The 20,572-nt window shown below is 43.8% G+C and carries 5 protein-coding genes, 6 rRNA genes, 1 riboswitch and 2 other annotated features; of the genes, 10 read left to right on the forward strand and 1 reads right to left on the reverse strand.

What is annotated here, in order from left to right:
• The first annotated feature begins 108 nt into the window (after positions 1 to 108).
• The 7 genes from RE409_RS01370 (at position 109) to RE409_RS01400 (ending at position 12,877) form a co-directional block, all read left to right on the forward strand.
• A 23S ribosomal RNA gene (locus tag RE409_RS01370) occupies positions 109 to 3,041 on the forward strand.
• A gap of 61 nt (positions 3,042 to 3,102) precedes the next feature.
• Positions 3,103 to 3,218: ribosomal RNA gene (rrf, locus tag RE409_RS01375) — 5S ribosomal RNA — on the forward strand.
• Between the two features lie 650 nt (positions 3,219 to 3,868).
• A 16S ribosomal RNA gene (locus RE409_RS01380) occupies positions 3,869 to 5,417 on the forward strand.
• A 187-nt stretch (positions 5,418 to 5,604) separates the two neighbouring features.
• Positions 5,605 to 6,160, forward strand: a sequence feature (23S ribosomal RNA rRNA prediction is too short).
• 61 nt (positions 6,161 to 6,221) lie between these two features.
• Positions 6,222 to 6,441 (forward strand) — a sequence feature (23S ribosomal RNA rRNA prediction is too short).
• 432 nt (positions 6,442 to 6,873) lie between these two features.
• Positions 6,874 to 8,423: ribosomal RNA gene (locus RE409_RS01385) — 16S ribosomal RNA — on the forward strand.
• A 175-nt stretch (positions 8,424 to 8,598) separates the two neighbouring features.
• Positions 8,599 to 11,531: ribosomal RNA gene (locus RE409_RS01390) — 23S ribosomal RNA — on the forward strand.
• A gap of 61 nt (positions 11,532 to 11,592) precedes the next feature.
• Positions 11,593 to 11,708, forward strand: a 5S ribosomal RNA gene (gene rrf, locus RE409_RS01395).
• The 16S, 23S and 5S rRNA genes sit together here, the layout of an rRNA operon.
• A gap of 329 nt (positions 11,709 to 12,037) precedes the next feature.
• Complete coding sequence (locus RE409_RS01400) at positions 12,038 to 12,877, forward strand: tyrosine-type recombinase/integrase (RefSeq protein ID WP_201188307.1); 840 nt, start codon at positions 12,038 to 12,040, stop codon at positions 12,875 to 12,877.
• A 405-nt stretch (positions 12,878 to 13,282) separates the two neighbouring features.
• Here RE409_RS01400 and RE409_RS01405 read toward each other — a convergent pair whose 3' ends face one another.
• A complete protein-coding gene (locus tag RE409_RS01405) occupies positions 13,283 to 16,414 on the reverse strand; it encodes an efflux RND transporter permease subunit (RefSeq protein WP_309558396.1) in 3,132 nt (1,043 codons plus the stop codon).
• A 191-nt stretch (positions 16,415 to 16,605) separates the two neighbouring features.
• Here RE409_RS01405 and RE409_RS01410 point away from each other — a divergent pair, with 191 nt between their 5' ends.
• The 3 genes from RE409_RS01410 to RE409_RS01420 all read left to right on the forward strand — a co-directional run bounded on the left by RE409_RS01410 (position 16,606) and on the right by RE409_RS01420 (position 20,090).
• On the forward strand, positions 16,606 to 17,484 hold the full coding sequence (locus tag RE409_RS01410) for a TetR/AcrR family transcriptional regulator (protein ID WP_309558397.1): 879 nt from the start codon (positions 16,606 to 16,608) through the stop codon (positions 17,482 to 17,484).
• 669 nt (positions 17,485 to 18,153) lie between these two features.
• Positions 18,154 to 18,816, forward strand: a complete 663-nt coding sequence (locus RE409_RS01415; RefSeq protein ID WP_201254168.1) for a hypothetical protein — start codon at positions 18,154 to 18,156, stop codon at positions 18,814 to 18,816.
• Between the two features lie 14 nt (positions 18,817 to 18,830).
• Entirely contained in the window at positions 18,831 to 20,090 is a 1,260-nt protein-coding gene (locus tag RE409_RS01420) for an efflux RND transporter periplasmic adaptor subunit (RefSeq protein WP_309558398.1), read from the forward strand.
• Positions 20,091 to 20,300: 210 nt separating this feature from the next.
• Positions 20,301 to 20,448: riboswitch (cyclic di-AMP (ydaO/yuaA leader) on the forward strand.
• The last annotated feature ends 124 nt before the right edge of the window (positions 20,449 to 20,572 follow it).

A 20,572-nucleotide genomic window follows, 5' to 3' on the forward strand; every position in this document is an offset into this window, starting at 1 on the left:
AGATCTCATCACGTTGTGATGAAGTTTTTTCTTCTTTGTTCCTTGAAAACTAGATAATAGATAGAAGGCAATTAATTTTTTCAAAGCATCAGTAAGATCTTTTTTAACGGTTAAGTTAGAAAGGGCGCACGGTGGATGCCTTGGCACTAGGAGCCGATGAAGGACGGGACTAACACCGATATGCTTCGGGGAGCTGTAAGTAAGCTTTGATCCGGAGATTTCCGAATGGGGAAACCCACTGTTCGTAATGGAACAGTATCTTTACCTGAATACATAGGGTACTGAAGGCAGACCCGGGGAACTGAAACATCTAAGTACCCGGAGGAAGAGAAAGCAAATGCGATTTCCTGAGTAGCGGCGAGCGAAACGGAATTAGCCCAAACCAAGAGGCTTGCCTCTTGGGGTTGTAGGACACTCAACATGGAGTTACAAAGGAACGGGGTAAATGAAGTGATCTGGAAAGGTCCGTCAAAGAAGGTAAAAACCCTGTAGTTGAAACTTCGTTCCCTCCTGAGTGGATCCTGAGTACGGCGGGACACGAGAAATCCCGTCGGAAGCAGGGAGGACCATCTCCCAAGGCTAAATACTACCTAGTGACCGATAGTGAACCAGTACCGTGAGGGAAAGGTGAAAAGCACCCCGGAAGGGGAGTGAAATAGATCCTGAAACCGTGTGCCTACAAGTAGTCAAAGCCCGTTAATGGGTAATGGCGTGCCTTTTGTAGAATGAACCGGCGAGTTACGATTTCATGCGAGGTTAAGTTGATAAGACGGAGCCGCAGCGAAAGCGAGTCTGAATAGGGCGAATGAGTATGAGGTCGTAGACCCGAAACCAGGTGATCTACCCATGTCCAGGGTGAAGTTCAGGTAACACTGAATGGAGGCCCGAACCCACGCACGTTGAAAAGTGCGGGGATGAGGTGTGGGTAGCGGAGAAATTCCAATCGAACCTGGAGATAGCTGGTTCTCTCCGAAATAGCTTTAGGGCTAGCCTCAAGATGAGAGTATTGGAGGTAGAGCACTGATTGGACTAGGGGCCCCCAACGGGTTACCGAATTCAGTCAAACTCCGAATGCCAAATACTTATTCTTGGGAGTCAGACTGCGAGTGATAAGATCCGTAGTCGAAAGGGAAACAGCCCAGACCACCAGCTAAGGTCCCAAAGTATACGTTAAGTGGAAAAGGATGTGGAGTTGCTTAGACAACCAGGATGTTGGCTCAGAAGCAGCCATCATTTAAAGAGTGCGTAATAGCTCACTGGTCGAGTGACTCCGCGCCGAAAATGTACCGGGGCTAAACGTATCACCGAAGCTGTGGATTGACACCGTATGGTGTCGATGGTAGGAGAGCGTTCTAAGGGCGTTGAAGTCAGACCGGAAGGACTGGTGGAGCGCTTAGAAGTGAGAATGCCGGTATGAGTAGCGAAAGAAGGGTGAGAATCCCTTCCACCGAATGCCTAAGGTTTCCTGAGGAAGGCTCGTCCGCTCAGGGTTAGTCGGGACCTAAGCCGAGGCCGAAAGGCGTAGGCGATGGACAACAGGTTGATATTCCTGTACCACCTATACATCGTTTGAACGATGGGGGGACGCAGAAGGATAGGGTAAGCGCGCTGTTGGATATGCGCGTCCAAGCAGTTAGGCCGGAAACGAGGCAAATCCCGTTTCCATTAAGGCGGAGCTGTGATGGCGAGGGAAATATAGTACCGAAGTTCCTGATTCCACGCTGCCAAGAAAAGCCTCTAGTGAGATGTAAGGTGCCCGTACCGCAAACCGACACAGGTAGGCGAGGAGAGAATCCTAAGGTGTGCGAGAGAACTCTCGTTAAGGAACTCGGCAAAATGACCCCGTAACTTCGGGAGAAGGGGTGCTTTTTAGGGTGAATAGCCCGGAAAAGCCGCAGTGAATAGGCCCAGGCGACTGTTTAGCAAAAACACAGGTCTCTGCGAAGCCGCAAGGCGAAGTATAGGGGCTGACACCTGCCCGGTGCTGGAAGGTTAAGGGGAGAGGTTAGCGCAAGCGAAGCTTTGAACCGAAGCCCCAGTAAACGGCGGCCGTAACTATAACGGTCCTAAGGTAGCGAAATTCCTTGTCGGGTAAGTTCCGACCCGCACGAAAGGTGTAACGATCTGGGCACTGTCTCAACGAGAGACTCGGTGAAATTATAGTACCTGTGAAGATGCAGGTTACCCGCGACAGGACGGAAAGACCCCGTGGAGCTTTACTGCAGCCTGATATTGAATTTTGGTACAGCTTGTACAGGATAGGTAGGAGCCTGAGAAGCCGGAGCGCTAGCTTCGGTGGAGGCGTTGGTGGGATACTACCCTGGCTGTATTGAAATTCTAACCCGCGCCCCTTATCGGGGTGGGAGACAGTGTCAGGTGGGCAGTTTGACTGGGGCGGTCGCCTCCTAAAGAGTAACGGAGGCGCCCAAAGGTTCCCTCAGAATGGTTGGAAATCATTCGTAGAGTGTAAAGGCACAAGGGAGCTTGACTGCGAGACCTACAAGTCGAGCAGGGACGAAAGTCGGGCTTAGTGATCCGGTGGTTCCGCATGGAAGGGCCATCGCTCAACGGATAAAAGCTACCCCGGGGATAACAGGCTTATCTCCCCCAAGAGTCCACATCGACGGGGAGGTTTGGCACCTCGATGTCGGCTCATCGCATCCTGGGGCTGTAGTCGGTCCCAAGGGTTGGGCTGTTCGCCCATTAAAGCGGTACGCGAGCTGGGTTCAGAACGTCGTGAGACAGTTCGGTCCCTATCCGTCGCGGGCGCAGGAAATTTGAGAGGAGCTGTCCTTAGTACGAGAGGACCGGGATGGACGCACCGCTGGTGTACCAGTTGTCTTGCCAAAGGCATAGCTGGGTAGCTACGTGCGGACGGGATAAGTGCTGAAAGCATCTAAGCATGAAGCCCCCCTCGAGATGAGATTTCCCATAGCGCAAGCTAGTAAGATCCCTGAAAGATGATCAGGTTGATAGGTCAGAGGTGGAAGCGTGGCGACATGTGGAGCTGACTGATACTAATAGATCGAGGACTTAACCACGCTTTAAAAAATGAAATACCTTCTTATTATCTAGTTTTGAAGGAACAACGTTCCTTTATTGTTTGGTGGCGATAGCGAAGAGGTCACACCCGTTCCCATTCCGAACACGGCAGTTAAGCTCTTCAGCGCCGATGGTAGTTGGGGGTTTCCCCCTGTGAGAGTAGGACGCCGCCAAGCCATTTTGAAAAGATCAGCCATTCTGGTTGGTCTTTTTGTGTTTGTATAATTTGAAAAAAGTATCTAGAAAAAAAATAAAGACTTTTATAAGGTCAGAATACAAGTGGGAATCATAAGGGCAAGACTAGCTTACCCCAGTAGCTGTTAAACTTAATAAGAAGACTTTTTATTGATCTTGTTTCTGAATAGTTTAACTTAACACGATAGATAAACACTTTTACGAACCTAATATAGGTATTGTTTCTTCTTAATAAAGGGCATTCTTAATGGAGCTTAAAATAAAAATGATTTTTTTATATATAATGTGTTGACTTTAAGGTAGGAAAGGATTAATATAAATAAGCACCAAGTACGACAAACAAAAAACTTCATCCACTTTTGGTAGATTACTAAAAGAAATAATAACTGTTGACTTCTTATTATGAAAATGTTAAGATGAAATGGTCGCTGAAAAACACAGCGATTTAAAACAAGTTAAAAACTTCGCAGAAGTTGACAACTAATCAATAGCGTGTTATGATGAATAAACAAGTTGTTCGAAAGAACGACGATAAAATTGCTCTTTGAAAACTGAACAAAACAAAGCGCCAACGTTAATTTTTAAAAGTGAGCACACACTATCAAAAAGCAAAATGAGCAAGTCAAACATTTCTTCGGAGAGTTTGATCCTGGCTCAGGACGAACGCTGGCGGCGTGCCTAATACATGCAAGTCGAGCGAATCTCAGGGAGCTTGCTCCCTGAGATTAGCGGCGGACGGGTGAGTAACACGTGGGCAACCTGCCTATAAGACTGGGATAACTTCGGGAAACCGGAGCTAATACCGGATACGTTCTTTTCTCGCATGAGAGAAGATGGAAAGACGGTTTCGGCTGTCACTTATAGATGGGCCCGCGGCGCATTAGCTAGTTGGTGAGGTAATGGCTCACCAAGGCGACGATGCGTAGCCGACCTGAGAGGGTGATCGGCCACACTGGGACTGAGACACGGCCCAGACTCCTACGGGAGGCAGCAGTAGGGAATCTTCCGCAATGGACGAAAGTCTGACGGAGCAACGCCGCGTGAACGAAGAAGGCCTTCGGGTCGTAAAGTTCTGTTGTTAGGGAAGAACAAGTACCAGAGTAACTGCTGGTACCTTGACGGTACCTAACCAGAAAGCCACGGCTAACTACGTGCCAGCAGCCGCGGTAATACGTAGGTGGCAAGCGTTGTCCGGAATTATTGGGCGTAAAGCGCGCGCAGGTGGTTCCTTAAGTCTGATGTGAAAGCCCACGGCTCAACCGTGGAGGGTCATTGGAAACTGGGGAACTTGAGTGCAGAAGAGGAAAGTGGAATTCCAAGTGTAGCGGTGAAATGCGTAGAGATTTGGAGGAACACCAGTGGCGAAGGCGACTTTCTGGTCTGTAACTGACACTGAGGCGCGAAAGCGTGGGGAGCAAACAGGATTAGATACCCTGGTAGTCCACGCCGTAAACGATGAGTGCTAAGTGTTAGAGGGTTTCCGCCCTTTAGTGCTGCAGCTAACGCATTAAGCACTCCGCCTGGGGAGTACGGCCGCAAGGCTGAAACTCAAAGAATTGACGGGGGCCCGCACAAGCGGTGGAGCATGTGGTTTAATTCGAAGCAACGCGAAAACCTTACCAGGTCTTGACATCCTCTGACAACCCTAGAGATAGGGCGTTCCCCTTCGGGGGACAGAGTGACAGGTGGTGCATGGTTGTCGTCAGCTCGTGTCGTGAGATGTTGGGTTAAGTCCCGCAACGAGCGCAACCCTTGATCTTAGTTGCCAGCATTCAGTTGGGCACTCTAAGGTGACTGCCGGTGACAAACCGGAGGAAGGTGGGGATGACGTCAAATCATCATGCCCCTTATGACCTGGGCTACACACGTGCTACAATGGATGGTACAAAGGGCTGCAAACCTGCGAAGGTAAGCGAATCCCATAAAGCCATTCTCAGTTCGGATTGTAGGCTGCAACTCGCCTACATGAAGCCGGAATCGCTAGTAATCGCGGATCAGCATGCCGCGGTGAATACGTTCCCGGGCCTTGTACACACCGCCCGTCACACCACGAGAGTTTGTAACACCCGAAGTCGGTGAGGTAACCTTTATGGAGCCAGCCGCCTAAGGTGGGACAGATGATTGGGGTGAAGTCGTAACAAGGTAGCCGTATCGGAAGGTGCGGCTGGATCACCTCCTTTCTAAGGATAAATACGAGAGCGCTTTTGTTTTGTTCAGTTTTGAATGAGTAATTCATTCAGATCGAAAGATCTCATCACGTGTGATGAAGTTTTTCTTTCTTTGTTCCTTGAAAACTAGATAATAGATAGAAGGCAATTAATTTTTTCAAAGCATCAGTAAGATCTTTTTTAACGGTTAAGTTAGAAAGGGCGCACGGTGGATGCCTTGGCACTAGGAGCCGATGAAGGACGGGACTAACACCGATATGCTTCGGGGAGCTGTAAGTAAGCTTTGATCCGGAGATTTCCGAATGGGGAAACCCACTGTTCGTAATGGAACAGTATCTTTACCTGAATACATAGGGTACTGAAGGCAGACCCGGGGAACTGAAACATCTAAGTACCCGGAGGAAGAGAAAGCAAATGCGATTTCCTGAGTAGCGGCGAGCGAAACGGAATTAGCCCAAACCAAGAGGCTTGCCTCTTGGGGTTGTAGGACACTCAACATGGAGTTACAAAGGAACGGGGTAAATGAAGTGATCTGGAAAGGTCCGTCAAAGAAGGTAAAAACCCTGTAGTTGAAACTTCGTTCCCTCCTGAGTGGATCCTGAGTACGGCGGGACACGAGAAATCCCGTCGGAAGCAGGGAGGACCATCTCCCAAGGCTAAATACTACCTAGTGACCGATAGTGAACCAGTACCGTGAGGGAAAGGTGAAAAGCACCCCGGAAGGGGAGTGAAATAGATCCTGAAACCGTGTGCCTACAAGTAGTCAAAGCCCGTTAATGGGTAATGGCGTGCCTTTTGTAGAATGAACCGGCGAGTTACGATTTCATGCGAGGTTAAGTTGATAAGACGGAGCCGCAGCGAAAGCGAGTCTGAATAGGCGAATGAGTATGAGGTCGTAGACCCGAAACCAGGTGATCTACCCATGTCCAGGGTGAAGTTCAGGTAACACTGAATGGAGGCCCGAACCCACGCACGTTGAAAAGTGCGAGACTTTTTATTGATCTTGTTTCTGAATAGTTTAACTTAACACGATAGATAAACACTTTACGAACCTAATAGGTATTCTTCTTAATAAAGGGCATTCTTAATGGAGCTTAAAATAAAAATGATTTTTTATATATAATGTTGACTTTAAGGTAGGAAAGGATTAATATAAATAAGCACCAAGTACGACTAACAAAAAACTTCATCCACTTTTGGTAGATTACTAAAAGAAATAATAACTGTTGACTTCTTATTATGAAAATGTTAAGATGAAATGGTCGCTGAAAAACACAGCGATTAAAAACAAGTTAAAAACTTCGCAGAAGTTGACAACTAATCAATAGCGTGTTATGATGAATAAACAAGTTGTTCGAAAGAACGACGATAAAATTGCTCTTTGAAAACTGAACAAAACAAAGCGCCAACGTTAATTTTTTTAAGTGAGCACACACTATCAAAAAGCAAAATGAGCAAGTCAAACATTTCTTCGGAGAGTTTGATCCTGGCTCAGGACGAACGCTGGCGGCGTGCCTAATACATGCAAGTCGAGCGAATCGATGGGAGCTTGCTCCCTGAGATTAGCGGCGGACGGGTGAGTAACACGTGGGCAACCTGCCTATAAGACTGGGATAACTTCGGGAAACCGGAGCTAATACCGGATACGTTCTTTTCTCGCATGAGAGAAGATGGAAAGACGGTTTTGCTGTCACTTATAGATGGGCCCGCGGCGCATTAGCTAGTTGGTGAGGTAATGGCTCACCAAGGCGACGATGCGTAGCCGACCTGAGAGGGTGATCGGCCACACTGGGACTGAGACACGGCCCAGACTCCTACGGGAGGCAGCAGTAGGGAATCTTCCGCAATGGACGAAAGTCTGACGGAGCAACGCCGCGTGAACGAAGAAGGCCTTCGGGTCGTAAAGTTCTGTTGTTAGGGAAGAACAAGTACCAGAGTAACTGCTGGTACCTTGACGGTACCTAACCAGAAAGCCACGGCTAACTACGTGCCAGCAGCCGCGGTAATACGTAGGTGGCAAGCGTTGTCCGGAATTATTGGGCGTAAAGCGCGCGCAGGTGGTTCCTTAAGTCTGATGTGAAAGCCCACGGCTCAACCGTGGAGGGTCATTGGAAACTGGGGAACTTGAGTGCAGAAGAGGAAAGTGGAATTCCAAGTGTAGCGGTGAAATGCGTAGAGATTTGGAGGAACACCAGTGGCGAAGGCGACTTTCTGGTCTGTAACTGACACTGAGGCGCGAAAGCGTGGGGAGCAAACAGGATTAGATACCCTGGTAGTCCACGCCGTAAACGATGAGTGCTAAGTGTTAGAGGGTTTCCGCCCTTTAGTGCTGCAGCTAACGCATTAAGCACTCCGCCTGGGGAGTACGGCCGCAAGGCTGAAACTCAAAGGAATTGACGGGGGCCCGCACAAGCGGTGGAGCATGTGGTTTAATTCGAAGCAACGCGAAGAACCTTACCAGGTCTTGACATCCTCTGACAACCCTAGAGATAGGGCGTTCCCCTTCGGGAGACAGAGTGACAGGTGGTGCATGGTTGTCGTCAGCTCGTGTCGTGAGATGTTGGGTTAAGTCCCGCAACGAGCGCAACCCTTGATCTTAGTTGCCAGCATTCAGTTGGGCACTCTAAGGTGACTGCCGGTGACAAACCGGAGGAAGGTGGGGATGACGTCAAATCATCATGCCCCTTATGACCTGGGCTACACACGTGCTACAATGGATGGTACAAAGGGCTGCAAACCTGCGAAGGTAAGCGAATCCCATAAAGCCATTCTCAGTTCGGATTGTAGGCTGCAACTCGCCTACATGAAGCCGGAATCGCTAGTAATCGCGGATCAGCATGCCGCGGTGAATACGTTCCCGGGCCTTGTACACACCGCCCGTCACACCACGAGAGTTTGTAACACCCGAAGTCGGTGAGGTAACCTTTATGGAGCCAGCCGCCTAAGGTGGGACAGATGATTGGGGTGAAGTCGTAACAAGGTAGCCGTATCGGAAGGTGCGGCTGGATCACCTCCTTTCTAAGGATAAATACGAGAGCGCTTTTGTTTTGTTCAGTTTTGAATGAGTAATTCATTCAGATACGAAAGATCTCATCACGTTGTGATGAAGTTTTTTCTTCTTTGTTCCTTGAAAACTAGATAATAGATAGAAGGCAATTAATTTTTTCAAAGCATCAGTAAGATCTTTTTTAACGGTTAAGTTAGAAAGGGCGCACGGTGGATGCCTTGGCACTAGGAGCCGATGAAGGACGGGACTAACACCGATATGCTTCGGGGAGCTGTAAGTAAGCTTTGATCCGGAGATTTCCGAATGGGGAAACCCACTGTTCGTAATGGAACAGTATCTTTACCTGAATACATAGGGTACTGAAGGCAGACCCGGGGAACTGAAACATCTAAGTACCCGGAGGAAGAGAAAGCAAATGCGATTTCCTGAGTAGCGGCGAGCGAAACGGAATTAGCCCAAACCAAGAGGCTTGCCTCTTGGGGTTGTAGGACACTCAACATGGAGTTACAAAGGAACGGGGTAAATGAAGTGATCTGGAAAGGTCCGTCAAAGAAGGTAAAAACCCTGTAGTTGAAACTTCGTTCCCTCCTGAGTGGATCCTGAGTACGGCGGGACACGAGAAATCCCGTCGGAAGCAGGGAGGACCATCTCCCAAGGCTAAATACTACCTAGTGACCGATAGTGAACCAGTACCGTGAGGGAAAGGTGAAAAGCACCCCGGAAGGGGAGTGAAATAGATCCTGAAACCGTGTGCCTACAAGTAGTCAAAGCCCGTTAATGGGTAATGGCGTGCCTTTTGTAGAATGAACCGGCGAGTTACGATTTCATGCGAGGTTAAGTTGATAAGACGGAGCCGCAGCGAAAGCGAGTCTGAATAGGGCGAATGAGTATGAGGTCGTAGACCCGAAACCAGGTGATCTACCCATGTCCAGGGTGAAGTTCAGGTAACACTGAATGGAGGCCCGAACCCACGCACGTTGAAAAGTGCGGGGATGAGGTGTGGGTAGCGGAGAAATTCCAATCGAACCTGGAGATAGCTGGTTCTCTCCGAAATAGCTTTAGGGCTAGCCTCAAGATGAGAGTATTGGAGGTAGAGCACTGATTGGACTAGGGGCCCCCAACGGGTTACCGAATTCAGTCAAACTCCGAATGCCAAATACTTATTCTTGGGAGTCAGACTGCGAGTGATAAGATCCGTAGTCGAAAGGGAAACAGCCCAGACCACCAGCTAAGGTCCCAAAGTATACGTTAAGTGGAAAAGGATGTGGAGTTGCTTAGACAACCAGGATGTTGGCTCAGAAGCAGCCATCATTTAAAGAGTGCGTAATAGCTCACTGGTCGAGTGACTCCGCGCCGAAAATGTACCGGGGCTAAACGTATCACCGAAGCTGTGGATTGACACCGTATGGTGTCGATGGTAGGAGAGCGTTCTAAGGGCGTTGAAGTCAGACCGGAAGGACTGGTGGAGCGCTTAGAAGTGAGAATGCCGGTATGAGTAGCGAAAGAAGGGTGAGAATCCCTTCCACCGAATGCCTAAGGTTTCCTGAGGAAGGCTCGTCCGCTCAGGGTTAGTCGGGACCTAAGCCGAGGCCGAAAGGCGTAGGCGATGGACAACAGGTTGATATTCCTGTACCACCTATACATCGTTTGAACGATGGGGGGACGCAGAAGGATAGGGTAAGCGCGCTGTTGGATATGCGCGTCCAAGCAGTTAGGCCGGAAACGAGGCAAATCCCGTTTCCATTAAGGCGGAGCTGTGATGGCGAGGGAAATATAGTACCGAAGTTCCTGATTCCACGCTGCCAAGAAAAGCCTCTAGTGAGATGTAAGGTGCCCGTACCGCAAACCGACACAGGTAGGCGAGGAGAGAATCCTAAGGTGTGCGAGAGAACTCTCGTTAAGGAACTCGGCAAAATGACCCCGTAACTTCGGGAGAAGGGGTGCTTTTTAGGGTGAATAGCCCGGAAAAGCCGCAGTGAATAGGCCCAGGCGACTGTTTAGCAAAAACACAGGTCTCTGCGAAGCCGCAAGGCGAAGTATAGGGGCTGACACCTGCCCGGTGCTGGAAGGTTAAGGGGAGAGGTTAGCGCAAGCGAAGCTTTGAACCGAAGCCCCAGTAAACGGCGGCCGTAACTATAACGGTCCTAAGGTAGCGAAATTCCTTGTCGGGTAAGTTCCGACCCGCACGAAAGGTGTAACGATCTGGGCACTGTCTCAACGAGAGACTCGGTGAAATTATAGTACCTGTGAAGATGCAGGTTACCCGCGACAGGACGGAAAGACCCCGTGGAGCTTTACTGCAGCCTGATATTGAATTTTGGTACAGCTTGTACAGGATAGGTAGGAGCCTGAGAAGCCGGAGCGCTAGCTTCGGTGGAGGCGTTGGTGGGATACTACCCTGGCTGTATTGAAATTCTAACCCGCGCCCCTTATCGGGGTGGGAGACAGTGTCAGGTGGGCAGTTTGACTGGGGCGGTCGCCTCCTAAAGAGTAACGGAGGCGCCCAAAGGTTCCCTCAGAATGGTTGGAAATCATTCGTAGAGTGTAAAGGCACAAGGGAGCTTGACTGCGAGACCTACAAGTCGAGCAGGGACGAAAGTCGGGCTTAGTGATCCGGTGGTTCCGCATGGAAGGGCCATCGCTCAACGGATAAAAGCTACCCCGGGGATAACAGGCTTATCTCCCCCAAGAGTCCACATCGACGGGGAGGTTTGGCACCTCGATGTCGGCTCATCGCATCCTGGGGCTGTAGTCGGTCCCAAGGGTTGGGCTGTTCGCCCATTAAAGCGGTACGCGAGCTGGGTTCAGAACGTCGTGAGACAGTTCGGTCCCTATCCGTCGCGGGCGCAGGAAATTTGAGAGGAGCTGTCCTTAGTACGAGAGGACCGGGATGGACGCACCGCTGGTGTACCAGTTGTCTTGCCAAAGGCATAGCTGGGTAGCTACGTGCGGACGGGATAAGTGCTGAAAGCATCTAAGCATGAAGCCCCCCTCGAGATGAGATTTCCCATAGCGCAAGCTAGTAAGATCCCTGAAAGATGATCAGGTTGATAGGTCAGAGGTGGAAGCGTGGCGACATGTGGAGCTGACTGATACTAATAGATCGAGGACTTAACCACGCTTTAAAAAATGAAATACCTTCTTATTATCTAGTTTTGAAGGAACAACGTTCCTTTATTGTTTGGTGACGATAGCGAAGAGGTCACACCCGTTTCCATTCCGAACACGGCAGTTAAGCTCTTCAGCGCCGATGGTAGTTGGGGGTTTCCCCCTGTGAGAGTAGGACGCCGCCAAGCCATTTTGAAAAGATCAGCCATCCTTGGCTGGTCTTTTTTGTATTATATTTATATTCGTATAATAAAGGTCTAACCACCATTGAGTTAACATAAAAGGTAGAGAATGATAACTGTAGAGAAAAATTGGATGTAGTTAGGGAAGTGTGTAGGATATAGACATACTATATCGAATGATACATTAAATTTACTTTTTATTGTTCGTAAGGGATATTTTTCTTATATCTGTATAATCATACCTGTGTAAAGACAAATGGACAGAATTCTTCGTTTCTAAAGGGATATATGTTAAACTTAAATTAGTTCTGAAACTGTCATTGGGGGAATAGCCGATGGATACCTCTGCTAAAGATGAAATGATTTTTTCGTTTGCTGGATGGTTGAGAGACCAAGGCAAATCAGATAATACGATCAAAACGTATACTGGTGTTCTTTCACAGTTTTGTGAGCAGACACAGAAGATATTAATGGAGATTCACTCTGAGGATATTCAAGATTATCTGGATTATTTAGAAAATTGCAAGAAAAGTCCAGGGACAATTGAAAAGCATTATATTGCTCTAAATGTCTTCTTTAAATTTTTAGAAAAGCCACAGATAATGCTTTCTGTTGAGCGTAAGGTAAAGGAGCACAAGCATGAGGTGCCAGAAACCTTAAGCATCAAAGAGCAGGAGGCACTTTTGAGGGATATAGAGGCAGAGGGGAATCTGAGGAATATTGCCATCGTCTACCTATTATTACATACTGGAATTCGTGTCTCTGAATTATGCGACTTAAATAGTAGAGATGTCATCATGGATACAGATCGAAATTATATCCTTGTCCGGAACGCGAAGGGTGAAATTGATAGAACAGTCCCACTTACAGTATCGGCTATACTACATGTTAAGAATTACCTTTATTCATTAAAAGAAAAAGCAGATCCGTTGTTTATTTCAAGTTACAATCAAAGAATCACTCCGAGATCGGTACAATATATTTTGAAAAAGTACAATGTACACCCACATAAATTACGTCATACATTTTGTCAAAGATTAGTGGATAACGGGATAGATGTACAAACCATTTCCAAGTTAGCTGGTCATAAAGATTTGAACGTCACGAAGCGTTATTTGAAAGATAAATCACTGAATCTTGAAAATGCGATAGATCAAACTTTTACCAAACATTAGTCTATATAAAATAAAAAGGAAGGGGTAAACCCTTCCTTTTTTTGTTATAAAAATTGGCATTTGAGACTATGGATTGTCAGGGGATAGGGAGTCAGTTGTCTAGTTTCTGTCGGCAGGGTTGGATGAAAAGGAATACGGAGTCTGATTGATGTAGCACCCTGAAACAATTAATGATGCACAATATGGAGCCTCTTAGTGAAGCAGAAACCGAAAACTTGTAAGTATAAACTATTAACTGTTTTATATCTCAAGGAAGGTGAGGGTTAAGTTAATCAAACGTTTTTTTAGGTTTAGAAGCCACCACATTAAAAACATCGATAAGAATTATGATGTATTGGATAACGATGTGGGTCCAAATTATCAAACTAAAAAGGGTATCCCAGTATGAGATACCCTCTTGCTTGCTTACTTAGCTGTTTTTTTCTTTTTACCAATTTTCATTATTACTTCATATACTACCGGTACGATGACAAGTGTAAGCAATGTAGAACTCACTAGTCCGCCGATAACGGTAATTCCCAAACCTTGTGAGATCAAGCCACTGCCTTCTGCTCCTATGGCCAATGGTATTAAAGCACCGATCGTAGCAAGGGCAGTCATCAAGATTGGACGTAGACGGGTAGATCCCGCCTCGAGTAATGCTTCACGTGTTGATAAGCCGGATTCTTCATTTTTGATTACCCGGTCCACTAATACGATGGCGTTGGTTACAACGATACCGATAAGCATGAGCACACCCATCATGGCCGAAACGCTGATGGTCTCACCGGCAATGAATAAGCCTACTAAAGCTCCGATTACCGTGAATGGTAAGGAGAATAGAATGGCGATTGGCGCTAACCCGCCATGGAAAGTAACGACAAGGACAAAGTAAACGATAGCGATGGCTGCCAACATAGCGATTCCAAGTTGAGTGAATGATTCTTGGATATCTTCGGTTACTCCACCATAGTCTACAGTGACACTTGCTGGAAGGTCTAATTTTTCAACTTCCTTTTGTACCTCTGATGTTACTGCTGCAACATCATCCGATTTGATTGTTGCAGAAACGTCCGCGTAAATTTTTCCATCGCGACGGCTTATAGTATCGGATGCCTTGCCTTCCTCGATTTTAACAAGCTCTTTTAAAGGAATTTCCATTCCCATTGGAGAAGTGATTTTCGTATTCTCGAGATCTTTTTTATCTTCGAATGTCTTTTCTTCTGTCTCTACATATACTTTGACTTCTTCTCCATCTTTCTTAATTGTAGTTAGAGCATCATTTTTGTTTGAATTTGCAATGGACATGCCAACTTGGGCGGCTGTTAATCCAAGTTCACTAAGTTTCTTCTGGTCTGTCACGAGTGTGTATTGCTCATATGCATCGGAAAGACTTGTGTCGACATCTTTCAATTCTTTATTTTTCTTCATGATGTTTTGAATATCATCGATTACCGGTTCAATGTCTTTTTGTGTATTTCCATAGACATAAAGGGTCGTTTCGTTGCTTGATGTGGAAGTGAATTCTTGTTGCTTCCACGTTCCAGGAGAGTCAAGATTGGTTAAATGTTTTATGATCTTTTCTTTCTTTTCCCCGAAGTTTTCGGTGTCTTCATCATAAAGTACATAGAAGAGGGCTGAGTTACTAGAGCCGCCCATCATGCCACTCATCATGTTTTCACCTAGTGTGTATTGGACTGTCTTCACATCATCTTTATCCATTAGGTACTTTTCTACTTTTTCCGTTTCCTTTTCAATATCCTCTTTTAATTCGCCAGGTGCTGGGGTATAAGTAACGATGATCTGCTTCTCTTCATCCGCAGGCATGAAGCTGACACCGATGCTTGGAATGAGGAATAAGCTACCGACTAATAATACTATTGCTGTACCGAATGTGATCAACTTATGGCTTAATGACCAATTCAGTGCTTTACGGTAGAATCCAGATAGCTTGCTTGGCTTTTCTTCATGTGATTTCAATTCTTTTTCGGAAAGGCCGTTTTTAAATAATGAGTCTGCCATGGCCGGTACAAGAGTGATGGCAATTATTAATGATGCGACTAATGCAAACACCATTGTAAAAGCGAATGGCATGAATAGTTCGCCAACAGGTCCTGTAACGCTTGCTAACGGCAGGTAAACGGCTACAGTAACGATAGTTGATGAAAGGATAGGGATGAACATTTCCTTAGTAGCGGAACGTATTAATTCGCCGCCTTTTAATTGCTCGCCTTTTAATGCCATTCTTCGATAAATATTTTCAATTACGACAATTGAGTCATCGACGACTCGGCCAATAGCAACTGTCATGGCTCCCAATGTCATAACATTTAATGAGATGTCCAATTGTTTGAGCACCAAAAGGGCTGCCAACAAAGATAATGGAATCGAGATGACGGATATTAGGGTCGTTTTAAAGTTTCTTAGGAAAAGCATGATCACTATGACGGCAAACAGACAGCCGAAAATGGCCTTGCTAATCATGGTTTCGACAGAATCTTTAATCGGTTTGGCTTGATCAAGCGTAGTATGTACGCTTACGCCTTTAAATTCATCTTTAAAATTCGAAACTTGGTCTTGCACTTCGTCTACGATTGCAACTGTATCGGCATCCGGCGATCGGGTTACTTGAATCCCGATTGATTCACTACCGTTTGTTCTTGATATAGTCTCAGCCTTACCGGTGATTTTCACATCAGCAATGTCTGATAATTTGACACTTTGTAGTTGAGGAACTGTTGCATCAGGTGCTTGTTCAGGTGATACTTGATTGGTTCCCGGTGCTGTTTGAGTTGGTGCCTTTGTGTTAGAACCGCCTGTTAAAGGTATTTTTATGTTTTTTAAGTCTTTTAAAGTGGAGATGTTTCCATCAACAACAATTGTTTTTTCTTTATCATCAAAGTTATATAGACCAAGTGGCATTGTTACATTAGCAGCTTGGATGACTTTTTTTACGGTCTCTTCATCTAGCCCGTATTGAGCCATCTTTTCTTGATTGAATGCAAGGCTACCCTCATTTACCTGTTGTCCTGAAATTGTTACGGAAGTCACTCCGTCAATTCCTTCAAGTTTAGGGACTAACACCTCTTCGACATTTTTTGTTAGGGCAGGTAAATCCGAATCTTTATCTGTTATACTGAGTGCTACAACAGGAAAAGCGTTTAGCTCTAGTTTAGATACGCTGGGGCTATCAACCCCCTCAGGTAGTTCTAATTTCTCTAATGCTTCTTTCACTTCTTTTACAGCATCGTCCATATCCGTATCATAGTCATATTGTAATTGGATTGAAGAAACATTAGCCATAGAAGAAGAACTAACTAATTCAACTCCTGATAAGTTTGTGACTTTTTGTTCAATTTGATCTGTAAGTTTATTGGCTACTTCTTCAGGTGCAGCACCAGGGTATACCGTGGAAATGCTTATTAAAGGAGTAGAGATGTTTGGAATGGTCTCTTGCTTCATGTTTAAACCGGAATATAGACCTGCTGCAACGATGATAATTGTCAGCAACCAGATTGCCAGTTTGTTTTTCAAAGAAAATTTAATGATTGAATTCAAACTTTTACCCTCCATACTTTATATTGTGACTAGTCGGTCATAAACTCAAATATATAGTATATGGATTATGAATGCAATAAATAATATTCAGTTGGTGTAACGTTGTGATTTCAAGGGTTTTGAGATACAATGTGGAAGAAATGACTCGCTGGTCATCTAGTGGACAATATTTAAGAGATAGGATGAATTTGATGAATGAAAAGCATAAAATAATTATAGATAAATCCGTAGAGATTTTCGCAGAGAAAGGGTATCATGCTACTTCCGTTCAGGAAATTACTGAAAAGTGTGGGATAGCCAAGGGATCCTTTTATAATTATTTTAAATCGAAGGAAGAGTTGCTTGTTTCAATTTTCAAATATTATTATGGTGCATTAACGGACTCGTTGCTTGATATTGAGTTAGATGATTCTTTATCCAGTAAAGAGAAATTTTTGATGCAAATCATTGTACAAATAGAGCATGTGACAGGAAATACCAACTTAATTCGAATGATGATGCAGGAACAAATGGTTCATATCAGTAAAGAGCTAGATAGGTTTTTACACTATATCCATGAAGAGGGCTTAGTTTGGTTCAAACGTAAAATAGTAGAATTGTATCCAGAAATACCGACAAACTTCTTGCCAGATTGTACTATTATGTTAGAAGCACTTTTCAAAGGATATATCGGAATTTTATTCAGAAACAAACATTCATTTGAAGTGGAGAGGCTGCCTATCTTCATTTTAAATCGGATGGATTCCATTATAAAAGGTCTACATAAAACGGACGATCCTTTATTGAAAGAATTCCCTTTAATTGAATGTTCCATACAAAAAGTGAGCCCTGAAGAGGAAATTAAATCTATAATTCGCCAGGTATTGGAAGTAGAAAAACATAAAGAAGAGGGGTTAGAGACAAGTAAAAATGTTGAAGCGTTAAAAGCAATTCAAGAGGAATTCTCTAAAGTTAGACCAAATGGCATAATATTAGAAGGACTTTTATTATTTTTAGAAAAAAACGAAAAACGAAATACCATGTGTTCTAAGCTTATCATTTTAATGAAAGATTATTTGACAAAAAATTAAAGATTTTTCTGAAGAGGCATACTGCCTCTTCTTTTATTTAAACCTTTTTCTAAATAACTCCTATATAAATTTCTTCACATGATTATGATTAAATTTCAAAATTGATGATTAGGAAAGAGTAGGAAGAAGGTAACTTTTATATGAGGTTGAGGTCAGAAAAGGAAAAAGGAAAGTTAATTTATAATAAAAATTATGGAAAGGATAAGTTTGAAAGAAGTCTAGAAGCTTAATTAAATGGCAAGTTTTGTCGATTGATGTAGGGAAGACTATGATGGTTTTGGTCCAGAAGAGTTTTATAGGCGCGAGTTTAATGCATTTCCCCATGGTCAGTCTAGGCGCTGGGTTTTTTGGCGTGCCTTCGTCTCAAATTCAAGCTTTCCTAATCTGAAAATCCTAACTCAGCAGGTTGAAGAATGTGAAGGCGGGGCATCTGTATTGAAACAAAAGTGCCGCTTGAGGTAGATAAGTATGGAGGGAATTATAGCAAATCGCCAATGCGAATCAACGTCTTTATGCATCATCTTTCTATATTAACTTCAAATTAGGGAGACAAAGTATTATTTAATATTAATGTGTTTTTTTTGTTTTATTCATTCCTTATTTCTGCAATTGTTTCCAAAATAAGATAAAATATAGAGTGATATTTCATTTATTGCAGGAGGAACACATATGGTGTACCAGGTCAGATTGTTAAAGGGCATTTTAGAGCCTCATAGGAGTCGTTATCAGCTGCAAAACGCAGAAGCAGTCACACGACTTGGATGGAAATTACTATTATTATATTTTCTTAGTTTCATAGTTTTTGCTGTGGAAGGATATTTTGGCGTTGGATCGGAATCGTTTTCCAAAGAAATTACGAAGATGGATTCTAGTGAATTTGAAATGGGAAAGTTGTTGATAGTAGGCGGCAATATAATAGCAGGTCTATTTTACCCTACCATATACTTATTTTTATCATCTCTATTCTTTTGGATTGTTATAGATATCCCATACATAAAATTAGTAATCGTTCAAATGATTATTCTTGGTTTGCAATTATTAGAAAAGGTGTTTCTAATCCCTATATTAGTATTAATGGATATCGGAAACGATGCAAATCCTTTTTCATTGGGAGTTATCAGTCAGTACTTTCTCAGAAGTGATTACTTTATTCACTTTTTCAGTGAAATCACCATTTTTCAATTTCTGATTATTGCTCTGCAATATTTCTATTTAAAGGAATTTTCAGAACGGAATAATTATTTGGTGCTTTTAATGATTGTTCTATTCTATCTGGCCACGTGGTTTGTTAAAGCCTTTTTAGCGTACATCCAAGTGGGCGTATTTGTATAAGGTGGGTGAAAACAATGAAAAAATGGAAAATTGCAGCCGTATCAGTGGCATCGGCTGCGTTAATAACCGTTAACTTTTACCTTATTGAAAAGAAAGAAAGCAAAGTAGAACGAACTGTTTTTGTCGAAAACTGGACAAAGGTAAAAAAAGATACAATTACGGATACTATTCAAACAAAAGGGGTAGTTAAACCTGTAGAAGAGTATGATATCTATTTCGATACCAAGAAAAATGATTTTCAGAAATTCCTTGTAAAAGAGGGAGATGAGGTAACGGCTGGATCTTCGTTGTTTGAATATACTACACCCGAACTTGATGCTCTCAAAGGAAATCTAGAAGCGGAAAAAACTGCCGCTGAGGGTGAAATGGTGGGGATTAATGATTACATTGATAAGTTGAAAGCTTATCAAGGAAGTTTGACAAGTAATTCTAATAAAGCAGTAATCGATAATTCGATAGAAAAGAGCTTAAATATTGATATAACAACTACCTCTTCAGACTTGATTGAAAGTAATATTGAGCAAGAAATGTACAAGCTGGAACTTGAAAAAAACCGCTTGGAAGAAAAGGTTGTTATGCTGGATGCTCAATTAAGTTCAATTGAGGAGCAAAAAGGCGCGGTTGAGACGGCGAGTGAGGCTGATGGTGTTGTAAAAAACATCAATAAAAACCTGAATAATCCCATTATATCCATTGTTTCAACAAATGTGGCAATTGAAGGGGATTTCTCTGAAGAGGAGATGAAAAAAGCTGAAGTGGGCATGACTATAAAGGCAAGTTCCCCTGATTTAAAAAAGGCGTTGAACGGAACAATAGGTCGTATACATTCTTATCCAGAAGAGGAGCCATCACTAAAAAAAGATAACAGATTTCCATTTCAGGCATTGATTGAGCCAGGAGATGAAGAAACTAAACCTTTGTTGGTAGGGTCAAAAGTCAATCTTACTGTAATAACCAATGAGAAAGCGGGTGTACCCTCTATCCCTGTAGAGGCAGTACATCATAAAAAAAAGCCGCATGTCTACAAATTGACTAAAAAAGGCTATGTGGATAAACACTATATTACAAAAGGGCTTAAAGCAGAAGGAAAGCAAGAACTCATAAAGGGACCGGCGGTAGGTGATGTTATTCTAATAGAACCGAATAGGATTGTGAAAAATCATTCTTATTTTGTTACTCCAATTCAGTTTGAGAAGGTGAAATCTGCTAGTTATAAAAAATTCACCACTCGGGAAAAGGTGAGGTATATATTACTGGGTATGTTAGAAAAATAATCCATTTTTTCATTATTCGAGAGAGGGGATATATCAATCAGTTTTATTGTTATTTATATATCCATATAACAAAATTAAGCAAAATAGAGAATGTGTTATTATAGGTAAAATAGTCACTAATACAGAATATTCAGACATTTGCAAAGGTTTTTTCTTAAAGGGACAAGAAAAAATATTTACAGAATAACATTTTTAGTATAATATTTTATTATTAAGTATTCGCTTAATCTTATTACAAGAACGGGGGACCCATTTTTGCGGATTTTTTTCGCTAGGGGTGAATTCAGAAATGAAAGGGCTTTTGTGTTTCCAATTCCTAACCCGACAGCTAACCTCGTCAGCGTCTTTAAGGGAACATGTGTGAATATTCACGCCTATAGGAAATCGACACATGAAGTGTCTTTTTTTTCGGCGTAAAGATAGAGTTTTTCAATAAAAGAAAAATTACTTTCTTTCTATTAGTATCTTGTTTCCCTTACCGA

Source organism: Peribacillus sp. R9-11 (genome assembly GCF_031345095.1).
Classification (GTDB): Bacteria; Bacillota; Bacilli; order Bacillales; family DSM-1321; genus Peribacillus; species Peribacillus butanolivorans.